The organism is Variovorax sp. SPNA7 (genome assembly GCF_033807855.1).
Lineage (GTDB): Bacteria > Pseudomonadota > Gammaproteobacteria > Burkholderiales > Burkholderiaceae_C > Variovorax > Variovorax beijingensis.
Map to the genome: position 1 here is coordinate 2,090,973 of NZ_CP138513.1, position 26,569 is coordinate 2,117,541.

24 protein-coding genes are annotated in these 26,569 nt (G+C 62.7%); 2 read left to right on the forward strand and 22 right to left on the reverse strand.

Features of this window, described 5'->3' with window-relative positions:
- Positions 1-192: 192 nt before the first annotated feature.
- The 11 genes from RZE77_RS09740 to RZE77_RS09790 form a co-directional block, all read right to left on the reverse strand.
- The gene (locus RZE77_RS09740) at positions 193-834 is read right to left on the reverse strand and encodes an ANTAR domain-containing response regulator (protein ID WP_319441647.1); all 642 of its coding nucleotides are present in this window, start codon (positions 832-834) and stop codon (positions 193-195) included.
- Between the two features lie 181 nt (positions 835-1,015).
- Positions 1,016-2,170 carry a transporter substrate-binding domain-containing protein gene (locus RZE77_RS09745; protein WP_319441648.1) on the reverse strand — a complete coding sequence of 385 codons (1,155 nt, stop codon included), beginning with the start codon at positions 2,168-2,170 and terminating at the stop codon, positions 1,016-1,018.
- Positions 2,171-2,205: 35 nt separating this feature from the next.
- Positions 2,206-3,831, reverse strand: coding sequence for a nitric oxide reductase activation protein NorD (locus RZE77_RS09750; protein ID WP_319441649.1), 1,626 nt, complete (start codon positions 3,829-3,831; stop codon positions 2,206-2,208).
- The gene (locus tag RZE77_RS09755) at positions 3,828-4,646 is read right to left on the reverse strand and encodes a CbbQ/NirQ/NorQ/GpvN family protein (RefSeq protein WP_319441650.1); all 819 of its coding nucleotides are present in this window, start codon (positions 4,644-4,646) and stop codon (positions 3,828-3,830) included. The genes RZE77_RS09750 and RZE77_RS09755 overlap by 4 nt, the downstream gene beginning before the upstream one ends.
- Positions 4,647-4,668: 22 nt before the next feature.
- On the reverse strand, positions 4,669-5,706 hold the full coding sequence (locus tag RZE77_RS09760; protein WP_130422547.1) for an aliphatic amidase: 1,038 nt from the start codon (positions 5,704-5,706) through the stop codon (positions 4,669-4,671).
- Positions 5,707-6,133: 427 nt separating this feature from the next.
- Positions 6,134-6,559: a cupin domain-containing protein gene (locus RZE77_RS09765; protein ID WP_130422549.1), complete on the reverse strand. Its 426-nt coding sequence runs from the start codon at positions 6,557-6,559 to the stop codon at positions 6,134-6,136.
- 149 nt (positions 6,560-6,708) lie between these two features.
- Positions 6,709-8,241 (reverse strand): MocR-like pyridoxine biosynthesis transcription factor PdxR, encoded by a 1,533-nt coding sequence (pdxR, locus tag RZE77_RS09770; protein WP_319441651.1) that lies wholly within the window; start codon positions 8,239-8,241, stop codon positions 6,709-6,711.
- A 312-nt stretch (positions 8,242-8,553) separates the two neighbouring features.
- Positions 8,554-10,200 carry an ABC transporter ATP-binding protein gene (locus RZE77_RS09775; protein ID WP_319441652.1) on the reverse strand — a complete coding sequence of 549 codons (1,647 nt, stop codon included), beginning with the start codon at positions 10,198-10,200 and terminating at the stop codon, positions 8,554-8,556.
- Complete coding sequence (locus RZE77_RS09780) at positions 10,197-11,150, reverse strand: ABC transporter permease (protein WP_319441653.1); 954 nt, start codon at positions 11,148-11,150, stop codon at positions 10,197-10,199. The genes RZE77_RS09775 and RZE77_RS09780 overlap by 4 nt, the downstream gene beginning before the upstream one ends.
- Before the next feature lie 9 nt (positions 11,151-11,159).
- Entirely contained in the window at positions 11,160-12,101 is a 942-nt protein-coding gene (locus RZE77_RS09785) for an ABC transporter permease (RefSeq protein WP_130422557.1), read from the reverse strand.
- A 31-nt stretch (positions 12,102-12,132) separates the two neighbouring features.
- Positions 12,133-13,722, reverse strand: a complete 1,590-nt coding sequence (locus RZE77_RS09790; RefSeq protein WP_319441654.1) for an ABC transporter substrate-binding protein — start codon at positions 13,720-13,722, stop codon at positions 12,133-12,135.
- 426 nt (positions 13,723-14,148) lie between these two features.
- Between RZE77_RS09790 and pdxR (RZE77_RS09795) the strand changes: the two genes are divergently transcribed.
- The gene (gene pdxR / locus RZE77_RS09795) at positions 14,149-15,645 is read left to right on the forward strand and encodes a MocR-like pyridoxine biosynthesis transcription factor PdxR (protein WP_319441655.1); all 1,497 of its coding nucleotides are present in this window, start codon (positions 14,149-14,151) and stop codon (positions 15,643-15,645) included.
- 100 nt (positions 15,646-15,745) lie between these two features.
- On the opposite strand, the gene RZE77_RS09800 is transcribed toward pdxR (RZE77_RS09795), so the two are convergent.
- From RZE77_RS09800 to RZE77_RS09825, 6 genes are all read right to left on the reverse strand, one after another.
- The gene (locus tag RZE77_RS09800; protein WP_319441656.1) at positions 15,746-17,194 is read right to left on the reverse strand and encodes a catalase; all 1,449 of its coding nucleotides are present in this window, start codon (positions 17,192-17,194) and stop codon (positions 15,746-15,748) included.
- Positions 17,195-17,222: 28 nt separating this feature from the next.
- On the reverse strand, positions 17,223-17,984 hold the full coding sequence (locus RZE77_RS09805; protein ID WP_319441657.1) for an alpha/beta fold hydrolase: 762 nt from the start codon (positions 17,982-17,984) through the stop codon (positions 17,223-17,225).
- A 55-nt stretch (positions 17,985-18,039) separates the two neighbouring features.
- Positions 18,040-18,864: an alpha/beta fold hydrolase gene (locus RZE77_RS09810; protein WP_207220144.1), complete on the reverse strand. Its 825-nt coding sequence runs from the start codon at positions 18,862-18,864 to the stop codon at positions 18,040-18,042.
- Positions 18,865-19,076: 212 nt separating this feature from the next.
- On the reverse strand, positions 19,077-19,757 hold the full coding sequence (locus tag RZE77_RS09815) for a type 1 glutamine amidotransferase domain-containing protein (RefSeq protein WP_130422569.1): 681 nt from the start codon (positions 19,755-19,757) through the stop codon (positions 19,077-19,079).
- Between the two features lie 170 nt (positions 19,758-19,927).
- Positions 19,928-20,566, reverse strand: coding sequence for an NADPH-dependent F420 reductase (locus RZE77_RS09820; protein WP_130422571.1), 639 nt, complete (start codon positions 20,564-20,566; stop codon positions 19,928-19,930).
- A gap of 50 nt (positions 20,567-20,616) precedes the next feature.
- Positions 20,617-21,432 carry an inositol monophosphatase family protein gene (locus tag RZE77_RS09825; RefSeq protein ID WP_319441658.1) on the reverse strand — a complete coding sequence of 272 codons (816 nt, stop codon included), beginning with the start codon at positions 21,430-21,432 and terminating at the stop codon, positions 20,617-20,619.
- 80 nt (positions 21,433-21,512) lie between these two features.
- Between RZE77_RS09825 and RZE77_RS09830 the strand changes: the two genes are divergently transcribed.
- The gene (locus RZE77_RS09830; RefSeq protein WP_130422575.1) at positions 21,513-22,466 is read left to right on the forward strand and encodes a LysR family transcriptional regulator; all 954 of its coding nucleotides are present in this window, start codon (positions 21,513-21,515) and stop codon (positions 22,464-22,466) included.
- A 327-nt stretch (positions 22,467-22,793) separates the two neighbouring features.
- Here RZE77_RS09830 and RZE77_RS09835 read toward each other — a convergent pair whose 3' ends face one another.
- The 5 genes from RZE77_RS09835 to RZE77_RS09855 all read right to left on the reverse strand — a co-directional run bounded on the left by RZE77_RS09835 (position 22,794) and on the right by RZE77_RS09855 (position 26,553).
- The gene (locus RZE77_RS09835) at positions 22,794-23,768 is read right to left on the reverse strand and encodes a Bug family tripartite tricarboxylate transporter substrate binding protein (protein WP_319441659.1); all 975 of its coding nucleotides are present in this window, start codon (positions 23,766-23,768) and stop codon (positions 22,794-22,796) included.
- Positions 23,769-23,779: 11 nt separating this feature from the next.
- Positions 23,780-24,118 (reverse strand): NIPSNAP family protein, encoded by a 339-nt coding sequence (locus RZE77_RS09840; RefSeq protein ID WP_130422579.1) that lies wholly within the window; start codon positions 24,116-24,118, stop codon positions 23,780-23,782.
- 2 nt (positions 24,119-24,120) lie between these two features.
- Positions 24,121-25,128, reverse strand: coding sequence for an isopenicillin N synthase family dioxygenase (locus RZE77_RS09845; protein WP_319441660.1), 1,008 nt, complete (start codon positions 25,126-25,128; stop codon positions 24,121-24,123).
- 24 nt (positions 25,129-25,152) lie between these two features.
- On the reverse strand, positions 25,153-25,596 hold the full coding sequence (locus RZE77_RS09850; protein ID WP_319441661.1) for a cupin domain-containing protein: 444 nt from the start codon (positions 25,594-25,596) through the stop codon (positions 25,153-25,155).
- 696 nt (positions 25,597-26,292) lie between these two features.
- Positions 26,293-26,553, reverse strand: coding sequence for a hypothetical protein (locus RZE77_RS09855; protein WP_130422585.1), 261 nt, complete (start codon positions 26,551-26,553; stop codon positions 26,293-26,295).
- Positions 26,554-26,569 lie beyond the last annotated feature (16 nt).

Here is a 26,569-nt window from a genome sequence, read left to right on the forward strand (position 1 = left end):
GATTGACGAAGCGAGAGCACGACAGCACGAAGCGGACGGGTCCCGTTAGACGGACACGCAGAGCACGGCAGGATGCACGCGCGGATGTATCAACGGTTGGGACAGGTGGGGGGCTCGAGTTGTCGGCGCGAAGGTCGGAGATGCTCGCGAAAGAAGACCCTGCGCGGCGATTCCTTTGTGGAAGCCCGCGCTTCAGCGCTTGAGAGGTGCTAGCGAAAGAAGCGCGTTCGCATTGACGATGGCCACCGAGATTTCTTCGGTGGTCGTGCGCCTGCTCATCGCCTGATCGCGGATCATGTCGTAGGCTTGAGCTTCGGACACATCGTGGGTCTTCATCAGGATCGTTTTGGCCTCGGCAATGCGTCGCGCCCCCAGGAGCTTGGCTTCGACCTTGCGCAGCTGCCGTGCGAGTGCGCGGTTCTCTTTATGCGCCTGCCGCGCTAGCACTAGTGCCGACAAGAGCCCGAATGAGCGTACCGGCGAAGGCAGAACGGCCTTGGCGCCAATCTCCAGGACAGCCTCGATGATGGTGGGGTTCTCGTAGGTGACGATCGCGATGATGGTGGGGGCCTCGTCGCCCTGGGTCCATTCCGGACGCAGGTGAGTGGAGTCGGGTTGAACGGCGATGAAGGCGACATCTATGCCCTCGGGCAGGGTCTGTACCGGTGGCCAAAAAGCCTGCACTTGGCAACCGATGCGCTGCAGCTGCTGGGTGAGCTGCCGGCCGTCGCCGTCGTCAGGATGAATCACAGCGATTCTCAGCAGGCGCAGCTCCTTGAGTTGGGGAGGCGTCATACGCAGCGTGCTTCTTCTGAGGGTCGGGCCTTCAATCATGTTCAGGTCTCTCAGGAGACGCAGGATCGCAGCTGGCTACCGAGGCGCATCCAGCTCGCGTGAGGCCAAGCCGCCCCGGAACACGAAGCAAGAGCACCATGCAGCGGGCTTGGCCCAGCCCAATGTGCTGTGCGCGGTGCAATGACACGAATTCCACGATGGATCGGAGGGAGGGCTCAGGTCAAGCCTGCAGGGTGTCGAGCTTCGCCATCCAATCGCCGAGAGAATGGGTGACAAGGTAGGGGTCCGGGCTCACCGCGCGCGTAGCCTGTCGCACGATGGTGAACTGGCCGCGTGCGTCGACTCGACCGATGCGCGGGTAGAGGCATGTGTGGTGGTTTGAGGGGTCGATCTTCACGAGTCCCTGCGGTGCGTCAAACTCGCTCCCCAGGATGTGCGGGAGGATCTCTCCAATGCGGTCGCTCCCCGCAAGACGGTAAGCGTTGGCGAAGATATGCAGTTGGAAGTAGGACGCCTCCCAGCACAGATTTGGCATGCAGCCATCACCGAAGCGTTCGCGCAGTCGCGCCAGGCATCGCCGGTTGGCCGCCGAGTCGATCGACTGGAAATACGGCGCCGCGGTGAAATGCCCCGTGGCCACACCATGTCCCATCTGCGAAACCTCGGCTTCCGAAGTCGTGAGGCTCGCGATCGGCATGATGCTGGGATCGAAGCCCGCATCGGCATAAGCACGATACAGGCTTGCCGTGGAATCGCCCACCACCGTCGAGAAGATGAAGTCTGGCCGCTTGTCGCGGATGTCGGCCATGATCGCACGGTAGTCTTTCTCGCTGGCGTTCAGCGCCACGTAGCGCTCACCGAGCTTCTCGCTGCCCTGACGCTGCATCACCAGTTCGCCCATGATGCGATTCGACTCGTAGGGGTAGATGTAGTCGGAGCCGATCAGATAGACACGAGAACCGAAATTCGTGGTCATGAACTCGGCCAGCTGCACGCTGTTCTGATTGGGCGCAGCACCGGTGTAGATCACGTTGCCCGAATACTCGAAGCCCTCATAAAGGGTGGGGTAGAACAGCAGCTTGTTCCACTTCTCGATCACCGGGATCACAGCCTTTCGACTGCTTGACATGTAGCAGCCGAAGATCACGTTCACCTGGTCTTGCACGATCAGCTTCTCGGCCAGATGGGCGTAGCGCTCGGGGTTGGACTGCGGGTCGTATCGCATGGCCACGATCTCGCGGCCGTCCACGCCGCCGGCTGCGTTGATCTCCTCAATGGCGAGCAGTGTGCCCTGCAGTTGCGAAGTACCGATGGTCGAAGTGACGCCGGTTTCCGAGTAAAGGACACCTACGCTAATGGGGGCCTTATCAGCCATGAGAGGGTTCCTACGTGTCTGAACTATTTGTCTTCTCAGCTTGCGGCCCTCAGCCGGGCACTCATGTGCTTCAGGCGCTGGGGGAGGGTGTGTACATCGTCGGCGATGGCGTGGTTGCGCCAGCCGAAGATGCGTCGCAAGTAAACATCGGCCGAGCCATCTACCGAAAGGCAAGCGGTGCGCACGCCGGCTTTGCGCGCCTGGGCCACGGCTTGGCGCGCGTCTTCGATCAGGTATTTGGGGTCATGCACGTCGATGTCGGAGGGTTCGCCGTCGGTCACGAGCAGGATCGCGCGCTGATCCGCCGTCTCACCGCGCAGGTAGGAACTGGCATGGCGCAGGGCGGCGCCCATGCGCGTGGAGTAGCGCCCTTGGACGGCGCCGATGGTGGCGCGCGATGCGGCGTCGAGCTGCTGGCCGAAGTCGAGCAGGCGGTAGTAGTAGACCTCAGCGCGCGTGTTCGACGAGAAGCCGTGAATCGCGAGTCGGTCGATGTCGTCCTGCGTATTCGATGCGGCGAGCAGCAGGGCGGCCCGCTTTTCAATGTCGAGCAGCGAGATCTCGTGTGGGCCCGAGTCGTTCGCCGATGCCGACAGGTCGAGCAGCACGAGCAGGCTCGTGGGGCGCGGGCCGTTGCCGGGACGCATGAACAGGCGCGGGTCGGGGCGCAGCCGCAGGCGCCGATCGACCAGCACTTCGATGGCAGCGTTCAGGTCGACGTCGTCGCCCTCCCACTGGCGGCGCAGGCGGTGCGTGCGGTCGAGGTGGCGCGAGCGATGCAGGGCGAGGGGGGTGAAGCGCTCGCTGCCTGGTGCCGATGCCTGCTCGTGCATTGCAGCGAGGCCTTGCCATGCGGGCAGCTTCTCGATCACGGTGCACCAGTCGGGGCGCAGGCGTTCGAGCTTGCGGTCCCATTCGGGATAGCTGTAGCGGCCCAGCTCCATTTCCGCGCTGCCCTCGGGAGGCGACCCGCCATTGCCGGCAGGCGGCGGCCGTGCGCCGGACTGCTGCAGCGCGATCGCTTCGTCGGGCGGCGTCTCGGCGTCGCCGAAATCCCAGAGGTAGCTGTTGTCGTCGCGGTACGGCGTGGGCACCGTGTAGTGCTGCGGATCGAAGCGCACGCGCATCTGGCCGAGGTCGTTGGCGAGGATCGACGCGATGGCGCGGAAGGCGTCGTAGTCCTCCAGTCCCGCGGAAGCCGCCGTCTCGTCGAACAGGCGGCGCGCCTTGTTGACCCAGTGGTTGTCGTCCTGCCACGCGGGCAGCATCAGCATGCGGTCCATGCGTGAGACGAGGGCCGCGAAGCCCAGGTCCAGCGGGTCCGGCGGGGGTGCGAGCGATTCGGCGAACCAGCCGTGCAGGCCGGGAAAGTCGCGCCGCAGCAGCCGCTCGACGCGCGCATCCTCGATGGCCGAGACAACCGCGATGCCCATCGGCTTGAGCGTGCGCGCGGGTCGTGCCGGCACCGAGTGGAGCAGGTGCGCGACGGCATGCGCGACCATGGCGCGGTGCAGCCGCGCGTCGGCGCTCGCGGGCAGCAGCAGTCGCGTGCTCACGAGCACCGCGCGCGTGCCGGCGCTCCCTTCGAGCGGCTGCACCTGCACATCCACACCCGCCAGCCCACGGGCAAGCAGGGCCAGCGACGCGTGGCTGTCCTTCATCCGAACTGCGCCTGGACGAACCCCTGCAGCGCGCTCGCCATGTCGGGGTCGTCGGTGAGTGCGCGCGTCATCGTCATGTCGCAGCTGTCGCGCGGCGACACGCCGTCGCGAATCAGCACGCCCGCGTAGATCAGCATGCGCGTGGACACGCCTTCGTCGAGCCCGCGGTGCTTGAGCTCGCGGGAGCACCGCGCAATCGCCACCAGCTTGGCCGCCAGCTCGATGGCGACCTCGGCCTCGTGCGCGACGATCTCCGCTTCGAGCGTGCTGTCGGGGTAGTCGAACTCCAGCGCTGCGAAGCGCTGGCGGGTCGAAGGCTTCATGTCCTTCGCACTGCTCTGGTAGCCGGGGTTGTACGACACCACGAGCTGGAAGTCCGGATGCGCGCGCACCAGCTCGCCCTTCTTGTCGAGCGGCAGGATGCGGCGCGCATCGGTCAGCGGGTGGATGACCACGGTGGTGTCCTGCCGCGCCTCCACCACTTCGTCCAGGTAGCAGATGCCGCCGTGGCGCACGGCGAGCGTCAGCGGCCCGTCGTGCCATGCGGTGCCGTTCGCATCGAGCAGGTAGCGGCCCACGAGGTCGGACGCCGTCATGTCCTCGTTGCAGGCGAGCGTGACCAGCGGCCGCCCGAGCGACCACGCCATGTGCTCCACGAAGCGCGTCTTGCCGCAGCCGGTGGGCCCTTTCAGGATCAGCGGCATGCGGTGGCGGTAAGCCTGCCGGTAGAGCGCCACCTCGTTGCCCGCGGGCCGGTAGAAGGGCTCGGTCTCGATGCGGTAGCTCGCGAGCGGATCGGGGACGGGCGCGTTCATGGCGTGTCTCGACTGCCTTTCCTCAACGGTGCTTTGCCGGCTCGTTCGGAATGCCCTCGATCGGGCACTCGGGCGTGCCGACCGTGCTGCGCGTGAACGACTCCACCATCTCGCGCGTGCCCTCGGGGTCGTTGATCCACTGCGTATAGAAGTTGTAGGGGCAGGCGGCCACGCCCTTGTCGCCGTCGCCCGAGTTGATGGTGCCGGTGTAGCCGCGGTGCACCAGCTTGAAGAGGTGGTTCTGCGACTGGCCGTTCTTGCGCGCATCGCGGATCAGGCCCATCGAGAGCTCGGCGTAGTTGATGCCCATCTCCTCCTCGCCGCATTCGCCGAGCGTGCGGCCGTCGAAGCCGATGAGCGCGGAGTGGCCGAAGTACGAGTACACGCCGTCGAAGCCCGCCGCATTGGCCACCGCCACGTAGGTGTTGTTCATGAAGGCCATGGCCTTGGACACCATGATCTGCTGCTCCTTGGCCGGATACATGTAGCCCTGGCAGCGGATGATGAGTTCGGCACCGCGCATCGCGCAGTCGCGCCAGATCTCGGGGTAGTTGCCGTCGTCGCAGATGATCAGGCTCATCTTCATGCCCTTGGGGCCGTCGCTCACGTAAGTGCAATCGCCCGGGTACCAGCCTTCGATGGGCACCCACGGCATGATCTTCCGGTACTTCTGGACGATCTCGCCCTGGTTGTTCATGAGGATCAGCGTGTTGTAGGGCGCCTTGTTCGGGTGCTCTTCATGGCGCTCGCCGGTGAGCGAGAACACGCCCCACACGTTGGCGCGGCGGCAGGCGTCCGCGAAGATCGCGGTCTCCTCGCCGGGCACCGTGGCGGCGGTGTCGTACATCTCCTTCGAGTCGTACATGATCCCGTGCGTGGAGTACTCGGGAAAGATCACCAGGTCCATGCCCGGCAGGCCCTTTTTCATGCCAACCAGCATCTCGCCGATCTTGCGGGCGTTGTCCAGCACCTCGGCCTTGGTGTGAAGGCGGGGCATCTTGTAGTTGACGACCGCGACGCCGACGCAATCGTTGCTGCTCGAAATATCACCATGTCTCATAGCGTGATTCCTGAAGAAGGTTTGAGAAAAAAGGAACTGGTCGGTGGATAAGGCTGAGGCTGACATCAGGCCCTGTGCGGCCTGTCGCGAGCGTGAGCCGATGGACGCTGGCTGCATATCATTCAGTCTCGGAAACCTGGGCGGCTTACCTATGGTCAACGATGTACTGCGACCGATGCATGGTCGACGCATGCATGCTCCATGCCCAAACTCTTGTGCCGAAGGAACCGCCCGCCGGAAGATCTGATCGACCTTTCGGCGCCGCTTGAACGGAGTCATTCCGTGCAAGCGGCGCGTGCCTGGCTCCAATGCTGCTCGAGAACAGTGGCTGCCTGCGAAGGCGAGGCAGCTGAGATCTAGAACCTCGGGCTCCGAATTCGTCCGATGCTTGACGCAGCGCGACTCAATGACGAACTCAATGACGAACTTAATTTTCCTTTGGAAGATACGTCGCGGGATCGGCAAATCCCGGGCCGTCAACGTTCACAACGGATTCTCCGCTACCAAGACGGACGAACACATAGCGCACTTCATCCCCGCCTTCGAGGATCTGTGCGCGATGGATCATGCCGCGCGGAAAGAATGCGTAGTCGCCGGCACCGATCTCGAATGACTTCTCTCCGTTGGGTCCGTGATCGACGCGGATTCGTCCCGAGAGCATGTACATGACGCTTTCGTAGTTCGCATGGTGATGCCATTGGCTGGGAGCGTCCAGAGCCGTGACGTGACACTGGCCCACCCATAGTCCTTCCGAAGCAAAAGCTTTGAGGCGGTTCTGGCCCGGCGTGATGGGGCCTTGCTCGAGCTTGTCGGCTGTGACGTAGTCGATCTTGCTGAAGATGTCTTTGCGCATGATGTGTCCTAGTTGAAGGTTGGTGCTCGCGGGTTTGAAGCAACAACGATGGTAGGGAAGGGAAGGGTCAAAAAAAATGACCACTTCAACGAGACATGAGCAGGCCACTTCTTCGCAATGCGTCTCGGCCGGTCAAGGCAGCTTCCTTCTCAACTGAACGCATGCGCTGCGGGCTGCATCGAATAGAGCTCGACGATTTCTCGCAGCGTCCTGACAACCTTCGCAGATTCCTCCGGACCCGTGTTGCAGAAGCCAAGCAGCAACCCGGGCGCCGCATCCGGCGTCGCGTAGTACGAACTCAGCGGCTTGCAAGCAATGCCCTTGCGATTCGCCGCCTCGGCAATGGCTGCGTCGCAGCAATGGTGCGGCAGGTGCAACGCAAACTGCATGCCGGCGCGGTGGTCGGTGAAGGTGGCAAGCCCTTCGAGTTCCGAACGCAGTGCAGCGACAAAGGCCGCATACCGTTGCGAATACAGACGTCTCATGGTGCGCAGGTGCCGGTGCAGTTCGCCGTCGCGGATCATCATCGCCAGGGGTCGCTGCGTCATGGCCGATGCGGTCAGTCCGACTGACGTGATGCTGGCCGCGAATCTCTCCAGAAGCGAACTCGGCACGACCATATAGCCAAGCCGCAAGCCACTACCAAACGCCTTCGAGAACGTGCCTACATAGATGACACGCTCCCGTCCCGGCAAGCTCGCCAGCGCGGGAAGGCGTTGTCCTGCATAGACGAATTCGCTGTCGTAGTCGTCCTCCACGATCCACCCACTCGTTGACGCCGCATACTTCAGGAACTCGTTGCGCCGCGCCAACGTCATGGCGCCGCCCAGCGGAAACTGGTGCGACGGCGTCAACACCGTCAAGGCGGGCTCCTCGCCGCGCGGCGTCTTAAGCAGTTCCGCGCCCTGGTTGTCGATGCGCATGTAGCGTGGCTGGAGGCCCAGCCGCTCGACATGTCGGCGCAGCGAGGGGTAACCTGGGTTCTCGAGCGCAACCGCATCGCCGCTTTTTGTCAGCGTGTGGAGGATCAGCTCCAGCGCGTCGCCCGAACCTGCTGTGACGATGACCTGCTCCGCCGTCACCTTCAAGCCGCGCCACTCGAGCAAATGTCTCGCGATCTCGGACCTCAGTTGCGCGTCGCCGAGGATCGGTGCATCGGGAAGCAATTCGAAGAGGTCATCCCGGGCGGCGCGGGTGATGCACCGGCTCCAGATCTTGTACGGAAAGGAGCGCATGTCCGGAAATCCCAGATCGACGATGGACTTGCCGTACGACGGGACCATCGAAGGCATGCGGCAAGCGATGCCGCTACCGCTTTGCTCCTGACGCGGAACCGGCGCGGGATTGCAGGCCAGAACCGCCGAGCCGCGATGTCCCTCGGCATAGCCTTCGGAGATCAATTGCTCGTAGGCGATCGTGATCGTGATCCTGGAGACGCCCAGCTCAATGGCGAACTGCCTGCTCGAGGGAAGGCGTGTCGCGACCGGAATGCGGCCCGATTCGATGCCCTCGCGAACTTGGTGGTAAACCTGCAGGAAAAGCGGCGTCGCGCTGTCCCTGTTCACGACGATCGAAAGGAAAGCACCCGCTGAACCGCGCCGCGCCGTCCCAGCCGCACGGTCTGTCGGGCGATATCGCGTGGGGAGCCGTTCCGGTGTGTTGGTCAACGCTGCTTGGATCATGGTTGCTCTCGTGAATGAACGTCGGGTCTATGTGCGCGATCTTTCCGATCGCAAATGCGAAGCCGCAATGAAAAAAGCCCTGCGAAGACGGTGACACCGTCTTAACAGGGCTCTATTGCCTTGCGCCGTGCTGGCAACATTGGCAGCAGGCACACAAATTTTCGGCAGGCTAACACGCCGCCGCTTCGCTAGTCAATTCGTCTGCATCGGCGAAGAAACAATCACAGAGTGGACTGCACCTGAAGCCACAAGTGGCTCTGGACGATTCGATGTTCCTGCGCCTACTTGAGCAGGATCGCGGAGTTGGTTCAATCAGTGTTCATGCGATATCAGCGGCGTGTCGATCCACGTACTTTCATCGGGATCGCCGAATGCGTAGTCCTTGCCGGGCGCCGCGGAAAAAAGGGCTTGGGTGTAGGGATGCTGCGGCTTGGAGAACACGTCAAACGTGGAACCGTACTCCACCAGGCGTCCCTCTGACATGACCGCGACGTGGTCGCAGATCTGCGCCGCCACCCGCAGATCGTGGGTGATGAACAGCATGGCCAAGTGCATCTTTTGCTGGATCTCGTCCAGCAACGCCAGAACCTGTGCCTGTACCGAGACGTCGAGCGCGGATACGGCCTCATCGGCGATCAGAAGTTCCGGCCGCATTGCCAGCGCTCGCGCGATGCAGATCCTCTGGCGTTGCCCCCCCGAGAACTGGTGCGGAAATCGGTCCAGCGCCCGGGCGTCGAGTTGCACCGTCTCCATGAGCTCGCGCGCATGCGTGAGCGCTTGCGGCCTAGGGACGCCGAAGTTCAATGGACCCTCGATGATGGAGTCACCCACGGTCCACCGTGGATTCAGGCTGCGGTAGGGGTCCTGAAAAACCATCTGCACGCGTTGCCGAAGTGGGCGCAAGGCAGTGGCGCTCATGGTCGAGATCTCCCTGCCCTGTAGCCGGACGGAACCTCCCGTTGGATCGATCAGCCGCGCGATGCACCGCGCCACCGTCGACTTGCCCGAGCCTGACTCGCCGACAATTCCAAGCGTTTGTCCTCGGCGAACTTCCAGTGACACCTCGTCGACCGCACGCAGCGAACCCTTGGCCCACCTGCCCCCATAGGTCTTGACGAGCCGGGTCACCTTCAATACTTCGGGCAGCGCCACTTGCGTGGGGCGCTTGCGCGGAGCCAGCGAGGGCACGGCCGCGATGAGTCGGCGAGTGTACGTACTGCGGGGTGCTGCGAACAACGCCTGCTTCGACTGCATCTCCACCATGTCCCCGAGACGGAGCACCACGACACGATCGGCAATGTCGGCCACCACACCCAAATCGTGGGTGATGAAAAGGACTCCCGTTCCCTTCTTGCGCTGGAGCTCGCGGATCAAGTGCAAGATCTGAGCCTGGGTAGTGACATCGAGGGCCGTCGTCGGCTCGTCCGCGATCAGCAGCGCGGGTTCCATGATCATCGCCATGGCAATCATGATGCGTTGCCGCTGTCCACCCGAGAGCTGGTGCGGAAAGGAGTCGACCATGCGTTGCGGGTCGGGCAGGTGCACCTCGCCGATGATTTCGAGCACACGCCTGCGGCGTTCTGCCGCCGGCCATGGCGTGTGCATGCGCAGCACCTCGTCGAGCTGATCACCACAGCGCATCACGGGATTCAACGCCGTCATCGGTTCCTGGAACACCATGGACATGCGGACGCAGCGCAGGGCCCGCAGCCTGGCGGGGCTGGCTTGAAGGATGTTCTCTCCTTCAAGAAGAATCTCGCCTGCTGTCACGGGCAGTTCCTTGGGCGAGAGCCCCATGACGGTGTGCGCGATGACCGACTTGCCGGAGCCGGACTCGCCGACCAGGCAGACGATCTCGCCGGGTGCAACGGTCAACGAAATGTTCGTCACCGCATGCTTCCTGTCGCCGCCGCGTGGCAAGCCGACGCTTAGGTCGCGGATGTCGAGTAGCGCGCTCATGGCTGCTTCACCATCTTGGGGTCTAGCGTATCCCGCAAGCCGTCGCCCAGCATGTTCACGGCCAGCACTGTGGCCGCGAGGAAGAAGCCGGCGAACAGCACGTTGTGCGGGTACTGCTGAAACTGCGAACGCCCCTCGGCCATGATGTTTCCCCACGTAGGCATCTCTGCCGGCAAACCGACGCCAAGGAATGACAGCGCGGCCTCGGTGAGCATCGCCGACGCGCAGATGTACGTGCCCTGCACGATCAATGGCGCGACGGTGTTGGGCAGAAGATGGCGGACGATGATGCGCAGAGACCCTGTGCCGAGCGAGATCGCGGCCTCGACATACGGCTCCTCGCGCAGCGACAGCATGAGGGAACGTACCAGACGCGTGACGCGTGGAATCTCGGGAATCGCGACCGCGATAATCACGGTCGTCAACGACCCGCTCCAGAGTGAGACCAACGCGATAGCCACCAGCACGCCCGGCACGGCCATGATTCCGTCCATCACCCGCATCACCGGCATCTCGAGCCAGCGGAAGTACCCGGCGCCGAGGCCTGCGAGCAAACCGAAGCTCAGGGCCAGCAGCGCGCAGGCGCTGCCGACTGCCAGCGAGATGCGGGTGCCGTAGAGCACTCGGCTGTAGATGTCGCGCCCGAGGGCATCCGAGCCCATCCAGAATCGGTGTGCAACGGTGTCGCCGGTCTCAGAGACAATTTCACCGGTCGCGCCCGGCAGCAGATCCCGGCTGGCGGTGTCGAACAGCATAGGGTCGACGGTTCCGAGCCACGGCGTGGCGATTGCCACGCACAGCATGGCGCCAAGAACGGCCGCGCCGATGCGCACCGCCCAATTGCGCCAAATCCGCCGCCACAGTGTCCCGCTGGGCTTGCGCGGCGCATCCGGCCGTACTTCGTCAGCAGCCGCATCGGCATCGCCGGCCGCAATCGTGAGATGGTTCATGTTGAGGTATCAGTAGCGAATGCGTGGATCGAGAAAAACGTAGGAGATGTCGATGAGCAGGTTGATCAGGAGGTAGGCCAGTGAGAACAGCAGAATGACGCCCTGCACTGTCGGGAAGTCACGCGCCAGCACTGCGTCGACTGTCAGCCGGCCCAGGCCGGGAATACCGAATACGGACTCTGTGACAACTACGCCTCCGAGCAGTAGCGCGATGCCCAGTCCGATGACGGTGACGATAGGCACCGCAGCATTCGACAGCGCATGCACTGCAAGCACTCTGGCTTCGCGCAGGCCTTTGGCGCGGGCCGTGCGGATGTGGTCCTGCGACAGGACCTCCTGAACACTGGCCCGCGTCACGCGCGCAATCAGGGCGATGTACACCACAGACAGGGTCAGGGAGGGCAGGATCAGATGGCTGAGAAAAGGACCCAATCCGTCTGCCAGCCTACGGTAGCCCTGGACCGGCAGCCAGCCGAATTTCAGAGATACCAGCCAGATGAGCGCATAGCCGAGAACGAACACCGGAATCGAGAAGCCGATCACGGAGAAACTCATCAGCGCGCGGTCGAGCCAGCCGCCCTGTCGCCAGGCGGCAACAACGCCCAGCGGCACCGCGACGGCGACGGCAAGGACGATGGTGCACAGGGACAGCGCCACTGTGGGTTCCAGTCGATGCAGGATCAGCGCCGTCACTTCGGATTTGTAGAAGTAGGACTGTCCCAGGTCGCCGGCCAGCACGTTGCGGATCCAGATGCCGAACTGCGCGGGCAGAGGTTTCGAGAGCCCGAGCGCCGATCGGATGCGCTCAACATTCTCCGGTGACGCAGCGTCGCCCGCGATGATGCTGGCCGGGTCGCCCGGCGTCAGGCGCAGCAACATGAATACCGCGAACGCCACGATCAGTACCACGGGCAGCGTAGCCGCCACACGCCTCAGAAGCAGAGCCAGCATTTCGGGTGCTCCTTTACTTTGCGCGTGGATTTCATTTCTTCAGATTCCAGTAGAAGTTCCCCGGTCCGAGCACGAGGCCGCTGACGTCTTTGCGCATGGCCGTCGGGTTGATGTACTGCCCGACCGGCACGTGCGTGACGACCTCATAGGCTCTCGACTGGATCTCGGCGGCGAGCGCGACGCGCTTGTCCTGGTTGAGCTCCCTGGCAAAGCGCATGCGAAGCGCTTCCAAGGTTGGGTCGTCCGGCCAGCCAAACCACGATTTTTCGCCGGCCGCCGGCAGGGGAATGCTCGACAGCGGGTTCCAGGCTTCAGGTGCAGTGAGGTAGGTCGCAAACAGGCTCCAGCCGCCCGCCGACGCGGGATCCTTCTTGGCCCGTCGCGCGAGCACCGAGTTCCAGTCCATCGCCAAGACCTCGACCTTGAAGCCAGCCAGTCGCAGCAACTGAGCAGCTACATCGGGCAGCTTGTCGCAGCAGGGGAGGTCGGTTGGCTTCAGAATGACGACCGGCGTGCCGTCGTAACCCGAGGTTTTGAGCAGCTCCTGCGCGCGTTTGATGTTTGAACCGGCGAGCAGCTGTGCACCCTTGTCGGTGCCGTACGGCGTACCGCAGACGAACATTTCCACGCAAGGCTTGGAGTACTCCTTTATGCCAACCTGTGCCTTGAGGAATGCCTCCTGGTTGCTCAGCGCGGCGGCGGCCGCCTGGCGAACCTTCATGTTGTTGAACGGCGCCTGCAGATGATTGAAGCGCACGATGAATTGTGAGCCGAGCGTATTGCCGGTGACCAGCTTGAGTTGCTTGTCGTTGGCGAGCGCGGCATACGATTGGAAGGCAGGCTGTTCGATCATGTCGACCTCGCCGTTGACAAGCGCGTTGACCTGCGCTTGGGGATCGCGCAATGCCAGGTTCCACTCGACCCGGTCGATGAAGACGTTCTTGCCGCCGGTGGTTCCGGATGGCGGCTCCTTGCGCGGTACGTAGCGGGCGAACTTGGTGTAGACAGCCTTGTCGCCCGGCTTGAATTCATCGCGCTTGAAAACGTAGGGGCCCGAGCCCACGTAGTCGTCGATCTGCGTGAACGGGTCCGTCGATGCGACGCGCTTGGGCATGATGAAAGGCACGTTCGACGACGGCTTGCCCAGCGCCTCGAGCATGAATCCCGCGGGCTCCTTGAGGAAGATGCGGAAGGTGTCTGGCTTCGGAACATCGACTTTCTCGACGAAGGAGTACAGCGTCTGTCCCATGTTGTCTCGCTTTGACCAGCGGTCCAGCGATGCCTTCACGTCTTCACCGGTAACGGGCTGTCCGTCGTGGAACTCGAGCCCCTTGCGCAGCGTGAAAGTCCACAGTTTGCCGTCAGGACTCGTCGTCCAGCTGTCCACCATCTGCGGCTTGACCTGGCCATGCTCATCGGTGCCGAAGAGCGTGTCGTAGATCATGAATCCGTGGATGCGTACCGGCGATGCGGTAGTCCAGATGGGATCGAGCACGGACAGGTTCGTGCCTGGAACCACACGCAGGGTCTTCTCCTGTGCATGGGCGGTTCCAGATGCTGCGATGAGCACGGACGCGGCAATGGCGAACAGGTGATGCGGTAAGGGGATGCGAAATTTCATGGGGCTACCTTGAGTTCGAACGTGTTGGCGTGGCATCGGCAGGGCTTTGCCACAGGAGGAACGGCTGGATTAAGCCGTTGATGCGTTCGTTCTCATATAGCCACTCGCGTGCGCTTCCTTCGGACCACCTGTTCCTCTCCGTGCACGTTGCGGGGTATCGCGGCATCGGAGCAGGGCCGCCGATCGGCCGAGCGTCTGCAGGAAGATGTAACGGCAAGGGTGTTGCACATGCAACGGAGCGCACGCCGGTGTCCAGCGCCGCGGCCGCCTTTCGCTTCACAAGGTGGGTCGGGAGGGCGCTTGGCACGATTTTCGCTGCTAGCTACATCGACCGAGTGCCAAGAATGAGGTCCTTTCCGGGGCCCAAGATGCTCCTGCCAAAATGCAACTTAGCATCGCAGATATTTTTTGCGGTCCGAAAAGACGATGAAGCGAAACAAAGAGACAAAGTGGGCGGAGCTACTGAACATCGCAGTCGATCGAGCGGCAGTCGTTCCCATTGCCCGCCAGATCTATCTTCAGCTCCGGCAATCCATCGTGGCGCAGGTCCTGCCGGCGGGCAGCCGCATACCCTCGTCGCGCCAACTCTCGGAGCGGCTGCACGTCTCCCGCACGTCGGTGGTCGCAGCCTACGACGCATTGTTGTCCGAGGGCTACATAGAAGGCAGGAAGGGTTCCGGCACATTCATCGCAACCAATCTGCCGGGCCAGGCCGAGGCCGGGACAGTTCATCAACCAGTCGGCAACACCGCGTCGCTGCGACGGCTGTCGGATGCGGGCTATCGTTTCCACGAGGTCTTGCGCGACAGTGTCCCGCTGATCGATCGCCCCTTCAGTCCGGGGCGCTGTTCGGTCGATCTGCCGACGATCGAAGCCTGGCGGCAGATCACCGTCAGGCAGGCCAGATCGATCGCGCCGGACGTGCTGGGCTATGGTGATCCGTTCGGAAGGGAGTCGTTTCGACAGGTCGTTGCAGAGTACCTTCGGGTGTTTCGCTCGGTGAATTGCACGGCGGAGCAAATCATCATCACTTCGGGCGCGCAGCAGGCGATCGATCTTTCGATCCGCGTGCTGATCAATCCGGGCGAATCTGTATGGATCGAGGACCCCGGCTACCAGGCGACGCAACACGCGCTCCGGTCGGCCAATGTGATCGCCGTTCCCGTGCCGGTCGATGAAAGCGGGTTGAGGGTCGATATCGCCGTCGAGAAGGAGCCCGCACCCCGCGCCATATTCGTCACGCCCTCTCACCAGTACCCCACCGGTGCGGTGATGGCCATCGATCGTCGTTACGACTTGCTGCACGCCGCGAACCGGGCTGACGCATGGATCATCGAGGACGACTACGACAGCGAGTTCCGCTACACCGGGAATCCATTGCCGTCCCTCCAAGGACTCGATCAATCGGCGCGGGTCATCTACGTTGGGACGTTGAGCAAAGTGCTGTTTCCGGGGCTGCGTACCGGCTTCATGGTGATTCCGCTGGACTTGGTGCAGGCCTATCGCGGCGCTCGCCATCTGAGCGATCGCGGCCCGCCGATTGCGCATCAGGGTGTGCTTGAAGAGTTCATGCGAGAGGGCTTCTTCACCAGTCATGTCGGACGCATGCGGCAACGCTACCGATCAATCTTGGATGAGATCGTGCCCTGCCTGCGGGACGCATTGGGCAACCTGGCGACGGTGAACATGCCCGAGTGCGGGATGCGCTTTGTCGCCTACTTGGCCGAGGGAATCGACGACCGCGAGGTCGCACAGGAAGCCCTGCGCCGGGGTGTCGTGGTCCGTCCGATCAGTCCCCTGTATCTTGAGGGGGGCGGGCGTTCAGGGCTGGACATCGGATTCACTGGCTACGACCGGAGGCTACTGCAGACAGCCGCGACCCGCTTAGGAGAGGCTGTCCGGCATGTAGCCGCAAGGTCTTGACCGAGCGCTGCTCACCCCGGGATTCATGCTCACTCTGTCGGCGCAAGCCGGTTTGCCCAGTTGGTGACTAGCCACCGAAGACGGCACACTGGACGTGTCCTCAAAGTAACAGTGCCTGAGCAACCCCCGCGCCGTAGGCCGGGTCGGCCTTGGTGCAATTGTCGATGTGGCGGCGCTTGATGAACTCCGGCGCATCGCCCATCGCGCGCGCGGTGTTGTCGAACAGCGCCTTGCGCTGCTCGGGCCTCATCAGCCGGAACAGGTCGCCGGGCTGCTTGTAGTAGTCGGCATCGTCCTCGCGGAAATTCCAGAAGTCCGCATCGCCGCGCAGCTTGAGCGGCGGCTCGCGGTAGTCGGGCTGCTCCTGCCACTGGCCGAAGCTGTTGGGTTCGTAGTGGGGCAGGCCGCTGTAGTTGCCGTCCACGCGCATGGCTCCGTCGCGGTGGTTGCTGTGCACCGGGCAGCGCGCGGCGTTCACCGGGATCTGGTGGTGGTTCACGCCCAGCCGGTAGCGCTGTGCGTCCGAGTAGGCGAACATGCGCGCCTGCAGCATCTTATCGGGCGACACGCCGATGCCCGGCACCAGGTTGTTGGGCGCGAAGGCGCTCTGTTCCACGTCGGCGAAGAAGTTCTCGGAGTTGCGGTTGAGCTCCATCACGCCCACCTCGATTAGCGGGCAGTCCTTCTTGGGCCACACCTTGGTGAGGTCGAAGGGGTGGTAGGGCACCTTCTCGGCGTCGGCCTCGGGCATGACCTGCACGTACAGCGTCCACTTGGGGAAGTCGCCCCGCTCGATCGCATCGAACAGGTCACGCTGGTGGCTCTCGCGGTCGCCGCCCACCACGGCGGCGGCTTCGGCGTCCGTCAGGTTCCTGATGCCTTGCTGCGTCTTGAAGTGGAACTTGACCCAGAAGCGCTCATTGTCCGCGTTGATGAAGCTGTAGGTGTGCGAGCCGAAGCCGTGCATGTGGCGGTAGCTGGCCGGAATGCCGCGGTCGCTCATCACGATGGTGACCTGGTGCAGCGCCTCGGGCAGCAGCGTCCAGAAGTCCCAGTTGTTGGTGGCGCTGCGCATGTTGGTCTTCGGGTCGCGCTTCACGGCCTTGTTCAGGTCCGGGAACTTGCGCGGATCGCGCAGGAAGAACACCGGCGTGTTGTTGCCCACCAGGTCCCAGTTTCCCTCTTCGGTGTAGAACTTGAGCGCGAAGCCACGGATGTCGCGTTCGGCGTCGGCGGCGCCGCGCTCGCCGGCCACGGTGGTGAAGCGGGCGAACATCTCGGTCTTCTTGCCCACGGCCGAGAAGAGCTTTGCGCGGGTAAATTTCGTGATGTCGTGCGTGGCGGTGAAGGTGCCGAAGGCGCCCGAGCCCTTGGCGTGCATGCGGCGCTCCGGAATGATTTCGCGGTTGAGGTTGGCGAGCTTCTCGATCAGCCACACGTCCTGCATCAGCAGGGGCCCGCGCGAGCCGGCGGTGAGGCTGTTCTGGTTGTCGACCACGGGGGTGCCGAAGGCGGTGGTCAGCGGGGTCTTTGGGCGGGGATCGGTCATGGCAGTACTATTGCGCGGTTTGGCACGCTCACCTGGAGCTGGCGTTGACGGCCGCGATGATCACGGCCGCGACGTCCTTGGGGCGCGACTGCTGCGGCACGTGGCTCGTCGGCAATGTTGTCGTGGTCGCGCCGATCTTTTTGGCCATGGCGCGCTCGAGGTCGGGCGAGATGATGCGGTCGTTGGCGCTGACGATGAACCACGAAGGGCGCGCCTTCCACGCGGCGACGGTCGTCCTGTCATCAAGCGCTTTGGCCTGGAGCGGGCCTTGCGTGACGGCCATGACCGCGGCCTGCGCGCGCGGCACGTCGGGAGCGAAGTCCTCGGCGACCGCCTGGGGCGGCAGCGTGAGCCAGCCCTTGGCGTCGGCCACCAGCCGCTTGACGCCAGGTGACGGCGGATAGTCCTTGCCCAGTTCGGCGGTCGACTCGCCCGCGTCCGGCGCGAAGGCCGCCACATAAACCAGTCCGGCCACCTTGTCGTTCTCGCCTGCTTCGGTGATCACGGTGCCGGCCCACGAGTGTCCCACCAGCACCACCTTGCCCTTCTGGTTGTCGATGGCGCGACGGGTGGCCGCCACGTCGCCGGCAAGCGACTCGAGACCGTTCTGCACCGCCGTCACATGGATCCCCTTGGCCTGGAGCAGCGGGATCACCTTGGCCCAGTCGGACCCGTCGGCGAACGCGCCGTGGACGAGAACGACCGACGGCAAGTCAGCTGCGAAGGCATTGCCGCCGAGAAAGGCTGCGGTGGCGAGTGCGACGGATGAAAGGATGTTGTGGATCGTCATGAGAAATCCCCAGTGAATGCCAGATGGGTTTGCGTAGGCCGGGCAGCTGTTGAGTTCAGGCCTTGAAGAAGGCGAGCAGATCAGCATTGATCAGTGCGGCGTGCGTGGTGCACATTCCATGAGGCAGCCCCGGGTAGACCTTGAGCGAGCCCTTCTTGAGCAGCTTGACCGCGAGCAAGGCGCTGTCGGTGATGGGCACGATCTGGTCGTCGTCGCCGTGCATCACGAGGGTGGGCACGTTGATCTTCTTCAGGTCTTCGGTGAAGTCGGTCTCGGAGAAGGCCTTGATGCAGTCGAAGTGGGCTTTGGCACCGCCCATCATTCCCTGGCGCCACCAGTTGGCCTTGATGCCCTCGGACACCTTGGCATCGGGACGGTTGTAGCCATAGAAGGGGACCGGCACGTCCTGATAGAACTGCGCGCGATTGGCGGCCAGCTGCGCACGGAAGCCGTCGAACACTTCCATCGGCAGGCCGCCGGGGTTGGCTGCGGACTTCAGCATGATGGGTGTCACCGAACCGATCAACACTGCCTTGGCGACGCGGTCACCGTGCAGCGCAACGTAGCGCGCCACTTCGCCGCCACCGGTGGAGTGGCCAACGTGAAAGGCGTTCTTCAGATCGAGATGGGCAGTGAGTGCGGCGACGTCGGCGGCGTAGGTGTTCATCTCGTTGCCGGTGTCCGTCTGCGACGAGCGGCCGTGGCCACGGCGGTCATGCGCGATGACGCGGAAGCCCTGGCCGAGGAAGTACAGCATCTGCGCATCCCAGTCGTCGGCGCTCAGCGGCCAGCCGTGATGGAACACGATCGCCTGCGCGGTCTTGGGACCCCAGTCCTTGTAGTAGATCTGCGTGCCGTCTTTGGTGGTGATCGTGCTCATGGTCTTGCGCTCTTGTTGGCTGAATGGAAGGGGAACGGTGTTGTGGGATGTACTGGTGCTGCTCGCTGCCCAGGCTGCCATGGGCAGGCCGAGGGCAACGGCGGCAGCGGTGCCGCTGGCCAACAGGTGTCGGCGCGCGGGGTTTGTCGGCATGAAATCGTTTTGCATGGGTACTGCTTCGGATCGGTAGAGACCCCGGTTGGGTGGAGGCCTCAGCTGCCGACCTTGCTCAGCAGCAACTGAGCTGCCTCGGCAGAGGACCCGGGGTTCTGTCCGGTGATGAGCAGCCCGTCTGCGACGACATAGGACGCCCAGTCAGCACCCTTGGAATACAGGCCGCCCTTGGTCTTGAGCTCGTCTTCGACGAGGAAGGGCACCACCTTCGTCAGGCCCACTGCTTCCTCTTCGGTGTTGGTGAATCCGGTCACGTTCTTGCCGTCGACGAGCGGCTTGCCGTCGGCGCGCTTCACATGACGCAGCACACCCGGCGCGTGGCACACGAGGGCCACGTACTTCCCCGCAGCGATGAACGATTCGATCAGCGCGATCGAGTGCTTGTCTTCGGCCAGGTCCCAGAGCGGGCCGTGACCGCCTGGATAGAAGACCGTGTCGAAGTCGGCCTGCGAAACACTGTCCAGGCGCACGGTGGTGGCGAGTTGTGCCGTCGCTTGTGCATCGGCTTCGAAGCGCCGTGTCAGGTCGGTCTGGAAGGATGGCTCGTTGCTCTTTGGGTCCAGCGGTGGCTGGCCGCCCTTGGGCGAGGCGAGCACGATCTCTGCACCAGCCGCCTTGAACGCGTAGTACGGGGCTGCCAGTTCCTCGAGCCAGAAACCGGTCTTGCGGCCGGTGTTGCCGAGTTGATCGTGCGAGGTCAGGACCATAACAATCTTCAAGTCGTTTCTCCAGAAAAAAGGGGATAGCAAATACAGCAGACCACCCGCGGCGAACTTCTTCGATGGGCGCGTGTGCGAAATGCAGGGAGATCGCGACTGGGCTAGCGCTATCGATCCGCACCTGCATGTTGAACGTCTATTTGCGCAGCGAGGCGTGGCTTGGGCAGCGCTCAGCGAGCAAGGCTCAATGCGAAAGGCTTGAACCCGTATCGACGCAGCACGTGCGGGACCATGAGCATCAGAGCTTCAGTGGCGCGCGCGCTTGTGATGTCGCCCAAGTCGACGATCCAGTCGACGGGCCAGCCCAGATCGCCGAGCAGTACCGTTACTGTCGTCTTCGCGCTTTCGTCGTTGCCCGAGACAAATACGCTCGCCGGAACGGAAAGACTGCGTGGGTCGACCATGACGCTGAATAACATGGTGTTCAGCGTCTTCACGACGCGCGTGCCGGGTAGAGCCTGCTGGAGGCGTTCGCCCAGGCTGCCATCCGTGTAGAGCAGCCCGGCAGGCATGCCGTCGGCCCCGCGCGCCGAGGCGTTCGAGATGTCGATGAGGATCTTGCCTTCGAGTTCGGCACGCAGTTCACCCAGTCGCGCTAGCGCGCTGTCGCCTGGCGTGGCGTTGAGGACAATCTGCGCGCCTGCGGTCGCCGCGCGCGGATCCATGTGGCGCACTGCGGGGCCGGTCCATTTGGCGGCTGAGGCGAAGGGATCGCGCGAGCCGATGGTGATGTCATGGCCGCTGGCGACGAGCTTGCGTGCAAGTGCGCTGGCGACGCGGCCCGAGCCGAGAATGCTGATGTTGTTCATGGATTTCACGATGTGTGGAATGAGAGAAGATGAAAGGGATGGAGCGAGCCTCAGGGGACGACTGAGAGCGTCCGTACTGCCTCGTCATGCAGTCCTGGCGCGGTCGCCAGGAAGTCCTCGCTGTCCAGGCCCCAGGGCCTTCCGTGCAGGTCGCTGACCACGCCACCGGCTTCCTGGACCAGCAGGGCGCCTGACACGAGACCCGAGCGCACATTGCTATGCTGCCAAAACGCATCCATCCGCCCTCCGGCTACCATCGCCAACTGGAAGGTCGCGGGCACGGTGACACGCACCACCAGAGCCGTTCCAAGCATCGCAGTCACGGATCGGCCGATGCGACGGTGAGTCTCGCTGCTCTCGCCGGGGCGGGCCTGGCCGGTTGCCACCATGGCGCTGCGCAACTCGGTCTTGGCCGACGGCCGAAGCCGCACGCCGTCAACAAAGGCGCCACCGCCGCGCAGGGCGGTGTAGGTGCGTCCCTCAAGCGGCACATGCGCGACAGTCAGCACCGGAACGTTGTCGCGGATCAGCGTGGCCGTCACGCCCCAGTCGAATTGACCGTGCACATGGTTGATGTTGCCTTCGACCGGATCGGTGATCCACCACTCGCCCATCGGCAGGGCGCCTCCTTCGAGTTCGTCCTCGACCCAGCCCGCGCCGGGTCGCGCCGCGCGAAGTGCATCACGCAGGCTGTCAAGCGAGGCAGCGTCGTTGGCATGGATGGCCGTCACGACATCGTCAAAGGTGGCGAGCGGTGCTGCGTGGCCGAAGCGTTGGAGCAATCGTGCGCCGGCCGCATGAACGGCTCTGATGGCGACGGGAAGCAGCAGTTGGTCGGTCGTCGGAGTATTAGTGGCTAAGGGCATCGAAGCTCCTCGAATATTCAATGGCCGAAACAATATCAGTTAACCTCGAATGCATCTTTGGTAGGAATGGAGTTACCTCAATGCAATTGGATTTGAACTTGCTGAGCGCACTCGATGCCCTGCTCGAGGAGGGCAGCGTGGCCGGCGCAGCGGCGCGCATGCATGTGTCGGCACCAGCCATGAGCCGCACGCTCGGGCGTATTCGCCGTGCCACTGGCGACCAGATCCTTGTGCGTACGGGCTGGACCATGACGCCCACACCGCATGCAATGGCAGTTCGCAGTGAGGTGCATGCGTTGGTGCAGCAGGCGACCGCTGTGCTCGCACCGCAGCGGCCATTGGATCTGGAGCAACTCGAGCGCACCTTCACGCTGCAGTGCCACGACGCGATCAGCACCGCAATCGGTCCCGCGTTGCTGGCCATCGTGCAGGCCCGAGCACCAGGGGTGGCACTGCGCTTGTTGGCCGAAGCGGCCAATGACACCAACGACCTGCGTCACGGGCAGGTCGATCTGGAGGTCGGAGCGGCCGCGCCTGCCCAGCCTGAAATCCGCCATGAGACCATCGGCGAGGATCGTCTGGTGCTCGCCGTGCGCAGTGGTCACTCGCTGACGAGCGGCAAGGCCGCTCTGGCGCGCTATGCGAGCGCGGAGCATCTCACGGTGTCACGCCGTGGTCGGCTCAGCGATCCGGTCGACAAGGCACTCGCTGCAATCGGCATGCGCCGACGGGTCGTCGCATCTGCACCTACGAGCGCGGCCGCCTTGATGTTCGTGCGGCACAGCGATCTCGTGGTAGCCGTGCCCGAGCGGATGTGCCGTTCGGTCGTGACTGCGTTGGGGCTTCAGACCCTGCCTCTGCCGCTCAAGATGGCACCGGTGCCCGTGTATCAGGCGTGGCATCAACGGTACGATACCGACAACGCGCACATCTGGCTGCGTGCGCAGTTGCGCGATGCAATGCGCAGAGTGTTTGATTCGGAAAAGCCTCTGCGTAGCGGGTCGCGAAAGACGACCGGCGTTCGCATCGCCTGAGGCTTGCTGTGTCCCAAGGTTCCGCGGCGCGGCGACGTCGATCTCCAGCACCGACACCGCATGAAGCGAGCTAAGCGCCTTGCTCTGCGTCGCAGCCATCACCGGCATCTTCGAGCTGAACCCGCGCTGCCACGACGGCCCCAGACTCAGGCGTCACTTGCCGAACAGGCCTTGCGATCTCGGAGAGGATTGTGCGTGTGGTCTGGGATGAAAGACGGTTTGCTCATCGCCAAGATGTCCCTTGGCTCTCAGTCCCATGAATATTGAGAGAGTCATGGCTGACCGCGTGAGCCCAGTTCCAGTGTCAACCCGCACCTCGACATTGGATCATCGCAAGGAAGTCAGATCCATTCCCCCGACAATCGCCTTCCAGGCAGCGGCGTCCGTGGCGATCTGTTGGCGGTACTCGGCAACGCCGGCCGACGCTTCGACTTCCGCACCAAGCTCCGACAACTTGCTTCGAATCTCGGGCTCCGCAATCACTTTGGAGATCGCAGCATGAAGCTTTTTCAGAGTTGCTTGCGGCGTTTTAGCAGGTGCGACCATACCGAAAGTGCTCTCCGACACAAACCTCGGAAAGCCCAGCTCCACAGCTGTGGGAACGTTAGGCAAGGCAGGGCTGCGCTTGCTGCCAGTGACTGCGATCGCCTTCAACTGTCCGCTCTTGACGCGAGGGACCGCCGAAGAGAGCCCGTCGAAGTAAAGTTGCACCGTGCCAGCGATGACGTCGGTCGTGGCCGGACCGCTTCCCTTGTAATGAATGTCCGTGCAGTTGATGCCGGTGAGCTGACGGAACATCGCATTGGTGAGGTGCCCGGTCGACCCGGGTCCGACCGTGGCACAGTTGAGATTCTGTCCCTTCTTGCTCATGGCCTGAAGGTCTTGCAGATTGGAAGCGGTAAACCCGGCCGGCGCCAACAGCACGAAGGGAGCGGACGCAATCGGCGCCACCGGCACGAGTTCCTGCGGAGAGTAAGGAGGCTTCTCCATGATCAACGGGTTGATGATCATGGTCGTGGATACGGTGGTGAGAAGAATCGTACGACCGTCGGGCGGAGCCTTGGCAACGTATGCCGCCCCAATTGCAGTGCCTGCGCCAGGCTTGTTCTCCACGACTATCGTGGACTGCAACTCGTCGCCCAACTTTTTGCTGATCAATCGGGCCAGAATGTCGGTGATTCCACCAGGTGCGTAGGGCACGACGAGGGTCACTTGATTCTGCGCAAATGCCGGAGCCGACATCATGGTCGAGGCGAGAACGGCAAGTGCCGCACGACACCAATTTCGTTTGGATTGCTTCATTGCTATTTCGCTCAGATGATTCTTGTAGAAGAAGATTCCACATGCCTGCCGACATCTGCTGGAACCAGGATTCGGTTCTCCATTGACACCATGAGTGGATGAATCTTGCCGAGATATGCCTTCCACTCGGGGTCGACCTTCATGCGACTGCGTACCTCGTCTCGGTGTGCAAAGGAGTCGAAACGCCAAAGCACAGTGACCTGATTCAGCGGACCGCATTCCGTGACGAAGACCCCGAGGGACTCTCCAAGGTACCTCTCCTGGATCGCACGGCCTTCATCGCGATACAAGGCGAGGTAGGGCGGGACCTTGCCGGGGTGCAAATTGAACGTGCGCTGCTCGACCAGCATGGTCAGGCCTCCTCAGTCGCCTTGGCCTTGTCCAGGCCGAAGGACGAAACGTGGCGGGCGCGCAGGATCTCTCCTGAGGTGATCGGGGCGTATTTGGGCGGGTCCTCGGCCGAACTGCAGCCCGGCACGCATTCGATCACGGCATCGTAGTTGGGCTGGCAGAAGAACGGGATGGACATCCGTCGAGGCGTGCGCCCGTTCTCATCCGGCCGCGTCAATACTCGATGCAGGGTCGACTTCCAGTGATCGTTGGTCCAGCGCATGAGCGTGTCGCCAATGTTGATCACAAATGCGTCCGGGACGTGGTGCACGTCGATCCAGCCGCCTTGGCTGGCCTTGACTTGCAGGCCGCCAACATCGTCGATATTCAGGATCGTGAACGCACCCGTGTCGGTGTGAATCCCTGAGCGCTCTTCTCCGGGTGCTGGTGGTGATTCCAGCGCCATGTAGTTGTTGACTCGCAAGATGCTGATCTGCCGATCCAGCTTTCCGAGGAAATAGCTAGGTGCGACCTTGAGAGCTTCAGCGAAGATCGTCATCAGCACGTCCGCGACCTCGCGCATCGCCGAGTAGTAAGTGCGAAAGCTCTTCTCCAAGCCCGCCGGACGATCCGGATACTTGTTCGGAAGGAACTCCGTTCCTGCCGCGGCCGTTTGGAAATATGGCTCATCAGGCACATCCGGCATGCCGATGGCGAAGCTTTCGACAAGCGAAGGCTTGAGCGAACTGTCCATCGCGCGTCCAATCGTGCGGATGCCCTTCGCGCTGTAGCCTTTGTAGTCCGTACCTTCAGTCTTCTTATAGGTGTTCTTGTATTCGAAGGGAAGATCAAAGAACCTGCGTGAATCTTCCTGAAGAGAAGTGACCGTCTTGGGGTCGACTCCATGGCCGGTGATCACGAAAAATCCAGTGTCCTCGCAGGCGGCCTTGACGGCTGCTGCGACCTGGGCCTTGTCCTCGCTCGAACCTGTTCTGAAGGGAGCGATGTCGATGACAGGTATGACGTCCATTTGCTTAACCATGTGTGATAGCGCTCAGCGCTCCAGGTCGGACGCAGTGATTTCCTTGACCTCGCCCTTGACGTTCATCCGACCTTCGTACACCGGTCGAGCGCCCGTGGTTGGGCCCTGATACTGAACAAAGAACAGCGTGCCGCCGGTTTCGGTGGTCATCGCCTCCTCATAGTGCGGATCCGCATGGAACGCCACCGTGCCCGGACCGTAGACCTTGCCGCCCATATTGAACTCACCGTCGATGACGTACCAGACCTGGGCGAAATCGTGCTTGTGCAAGCGGAAGCCCGCGCCGGGCTCATAGTGCAAGAAGCCCGCATTCGGTTCCGTCGGGCGATCCGCGTTGGTGTGGAACAGGAACTTCGTCTTGTTCTTGAAGCGGCCCATTTCCCACTCCATCGAGTCGGGGGTTTTGTACTCGGGCGGGTTGTGTCTGCTCAGGTCCAGTTGAACTTGCTCACTCATTGCGATCTCCTTTGCTTCGAACTAATGGGCTGGCGAATGATTTCGGGAAAAGGACGGCGGCAGAAGGATCGAGGGGCCATTCAGCGAGTGCGCTGTCGATGGATGCTGCTGCGATGCCGTTCCTGGCTGCCTGAAAGCTTCTGAATTTGCCGGATACATCCTAGATTGATATGGATCCATAAAAACGTATATTGGATTTTATACCAATTTGTAGCTAGGGTGTCGCTGGGGTAAACCCTCCATGTCGGGCTTTGGTCTGTAAACCTAGGTGACGGATCCGTGCTATGGATCCGAGTTGGATTACATTGGTCTTAGGCCCCGCGTCCTTGAACGGATGGTCGCGGCTAAGCGCGAGCGTGGTGTGTGCTGCCCGCTCGGCATGGGATTCAAGGTGTCTTCTACCCTGCCATCGGCGGGGCTCCACAGCCGTTCGGCGCGGCGGTACGAGGTGATGCGGCGTCGTGGAAGTCGCGGAGGATTTCACGAGTGTTTCAACTCTCTCACTCGGCGCGCCAGTGATTGGCGAACCAACGCTGCCGTCTTTCAGGCCCGGCGTTGTCGCTGCATCCGGTGTTCGGGCCAGGGTCTGGCGCGGAGTTGCCATCAGATTCGGGTGGGTTGTCGGGCATTTCCAGCTGCGGAGAGCTGACCGAGCATCGTGACGCGCAGGTATGCTTTGGACCACCAATCACTGATTCACGTCATCGGGATCCAATGCCAGCGCTCCAAGGCCAGTTTCCGGTCATAGTGTTTCCTGGTGCTCTGGTTTTGGAGAGTGTCTCGGGCAAGCTGAAGGCTTTGCTCGTCCTCGCCAGTAGCCCACAACCACAACTGGCGGCGCCAACGGCCCCTGGGAAGGCGTGCGAGACGCTGGAGATAGGCCTGCTCGATTTCCTGCTTACCCGCATCGAGCCCGACCTGAAGCAAGGCATAGTGGCTGAGGTGCAGTGAGGTCATGTGCTCTCCCGTAGGT

Excerpts from the sequence above, each read along its gene's own strand:
- RZE77_RS09805 (WP_319441657.1), bottom strand. The coding sequence starts at position 17,984 with ATGACGATCCACAACATCCTTTCATCCGTCGCACTCGCCACCGCAGCC.
- RZE77_RS09755 (WP_319441650.1), bottom strand. The coding sequence starts at position 4,646 with ATGAACGCGCCCGTCCCCGATCCGCTCGCGAGCTACCGCATCGAGACC.
- RZE77_RS09810 (WP_207220144.1), bottom strand. The coding sequence starts at position 18,864 with ATGAGCACGATCACCACCAAAGACGGCACGCAGATCTACTACAAGGAC.
- RZE77_RS09760 (WP_130422547.1), bottom strand. The coding sequence starts at position 5,706 with ATGAGACATGGTGATATTTCGAGCAGCAACGATTGCGTCGGCGTCGCG.
- RZE77_RS09775 (WP_319441652.1), bottom strand. The coding sequence starts at position 10,200 with ATGAGCGCGCTACTCGACATCCGCGACCTAAGCGTCGGCTTGCCACGC.
- RZE77_RS09785 (WP_130422557.1), bottom strand. The coding sequence starts at position 12,101 with ATGCTGGCTCTGCTTCTGAGGCGTGTGGCGGCTACGCTGCCCGTGGTA.
- pdxR (WP_319441651.1), bottom strand. The coding sequence starts at position 8,241 with ATGATCCAAGCAGCGTTGACCAACACACCGGAACGGCTCCCCACGCGA.
- RZE77_RS09780 (WP_319441653.1), bottom strand. The coding sequence starts at position 11,150 with ATGAACCATCTCACGATTGCGGCCGGCGATGCCGATGCGGCTGCTGAC.
- RZE77_RS09820 (WP_130422571.1), bottom strand. The coding sequence starts at position 20,566 with ATGAACAACATCAGCATTCTCGGCTCGGGCCGCGTCGCCAGCGCACTT.
- RZE77_RS09835 (WP_319441659.1), bottom strand. The coding sequence starts at position 23,768 with ATGAAGCAATCCAAACGAAATTGGTGTCGTGCGGCACTTGCCGTTCTC.
- RZE77_RS09840 (WP_130422579.1), bottom strand. The coding sequence starts at position 24,118 with ATGCTGGTCGAGCAGCGCACGTTCAATTTGCACCCCGGCAAGGTCCCG.
- RZE77_RS09745 (WP_319441648.1), bottom strand. The coding sequence starts at position 2,170 with ATGGCTGATAAGGCCCCCATTAGCGTAGGTGTCCTTTACTCGGAAACC.
- RZE77_RS09800 (WP_319441656.1), bottom strand. The coding sequence starts at position 17,194 with ATGACCGATCCCCGCCCAAAGACCCCGCTGACCACCGCCTTCGGCACC.
- RZE77_RS09855 (WP_130422585.1), bottom strand. The coding sequence starts at position 26,553 with ATGACCTCACTGCACCTCAGCCACTATGCCTTGCTTCAGGTCGGGCTC.
- RZE77_RS09765 (WP_130422549.1), bottom strand. The coding sequence starts at position 6,559 with ATGCGCAAAGACATCTTCAGCAAGATCGACTACGTCACAGCCGACAAG.
- RZE77_RS09825 (WP_319441658.1), bottom strand. The coding sequence starts at position 21,432 with ATGCCCTTAGCCACTAATACTCCGACGACCGACCAACTGCTGCTTCCC.
- pdxR (WP_319441655.1), top strand. The coding sequence starts at position 14,149 with ATGAAGCGAAACAAAGAGACAAAGTGGGCGGAGCTACTGAACATCGCA.
- RZE77_RS09845 (WP_319441660.1), bottom strand. The coding sequence starts at position 25,128 with ATGGACGTCATACCTGTCATCGACATCGCTCCCTTCAGAACAGGTTCG.
- RZE77_RS09830 (WP_130422575.1), top strand. The coding sequence starts at position 21,513 with ATGCAATTGGATTTGAACTTGCTGAGCGCACTCGATGCCCTGCTCGAG.
- RZE77_RS09790 (WP_319441654.1), bottom strand. The coding sequence starts at position 13,722 with ATGAAATTTCGCATCCCCTTACCGCATCACCTGTTCGCCATTGCCGCG.
- RZE77_RS09740 (WP_319441647.1), bottom strand. The coding sequence starts at position 834 with ATGATTGAAGGCCCGACCCTCAGAAGAAGCACGCTGCGTATGACGCCT.
- RZE77_RS09850 (WP_319441661.1), bottom strand. The coding sequence starts at position 25,596 with ATGAGTGAGCAAGTTCAACTGGACCTGAGCAGACACAACCCGCCCGAG.
- RZE77_RS09750 (WP_319441649.1), bottom strand. The coding sequence starts at position 3,831 with ATGAAGGACAGCCACGCGTCGCTGGCCCTGCTTGCCCGTGGGCTGGCG.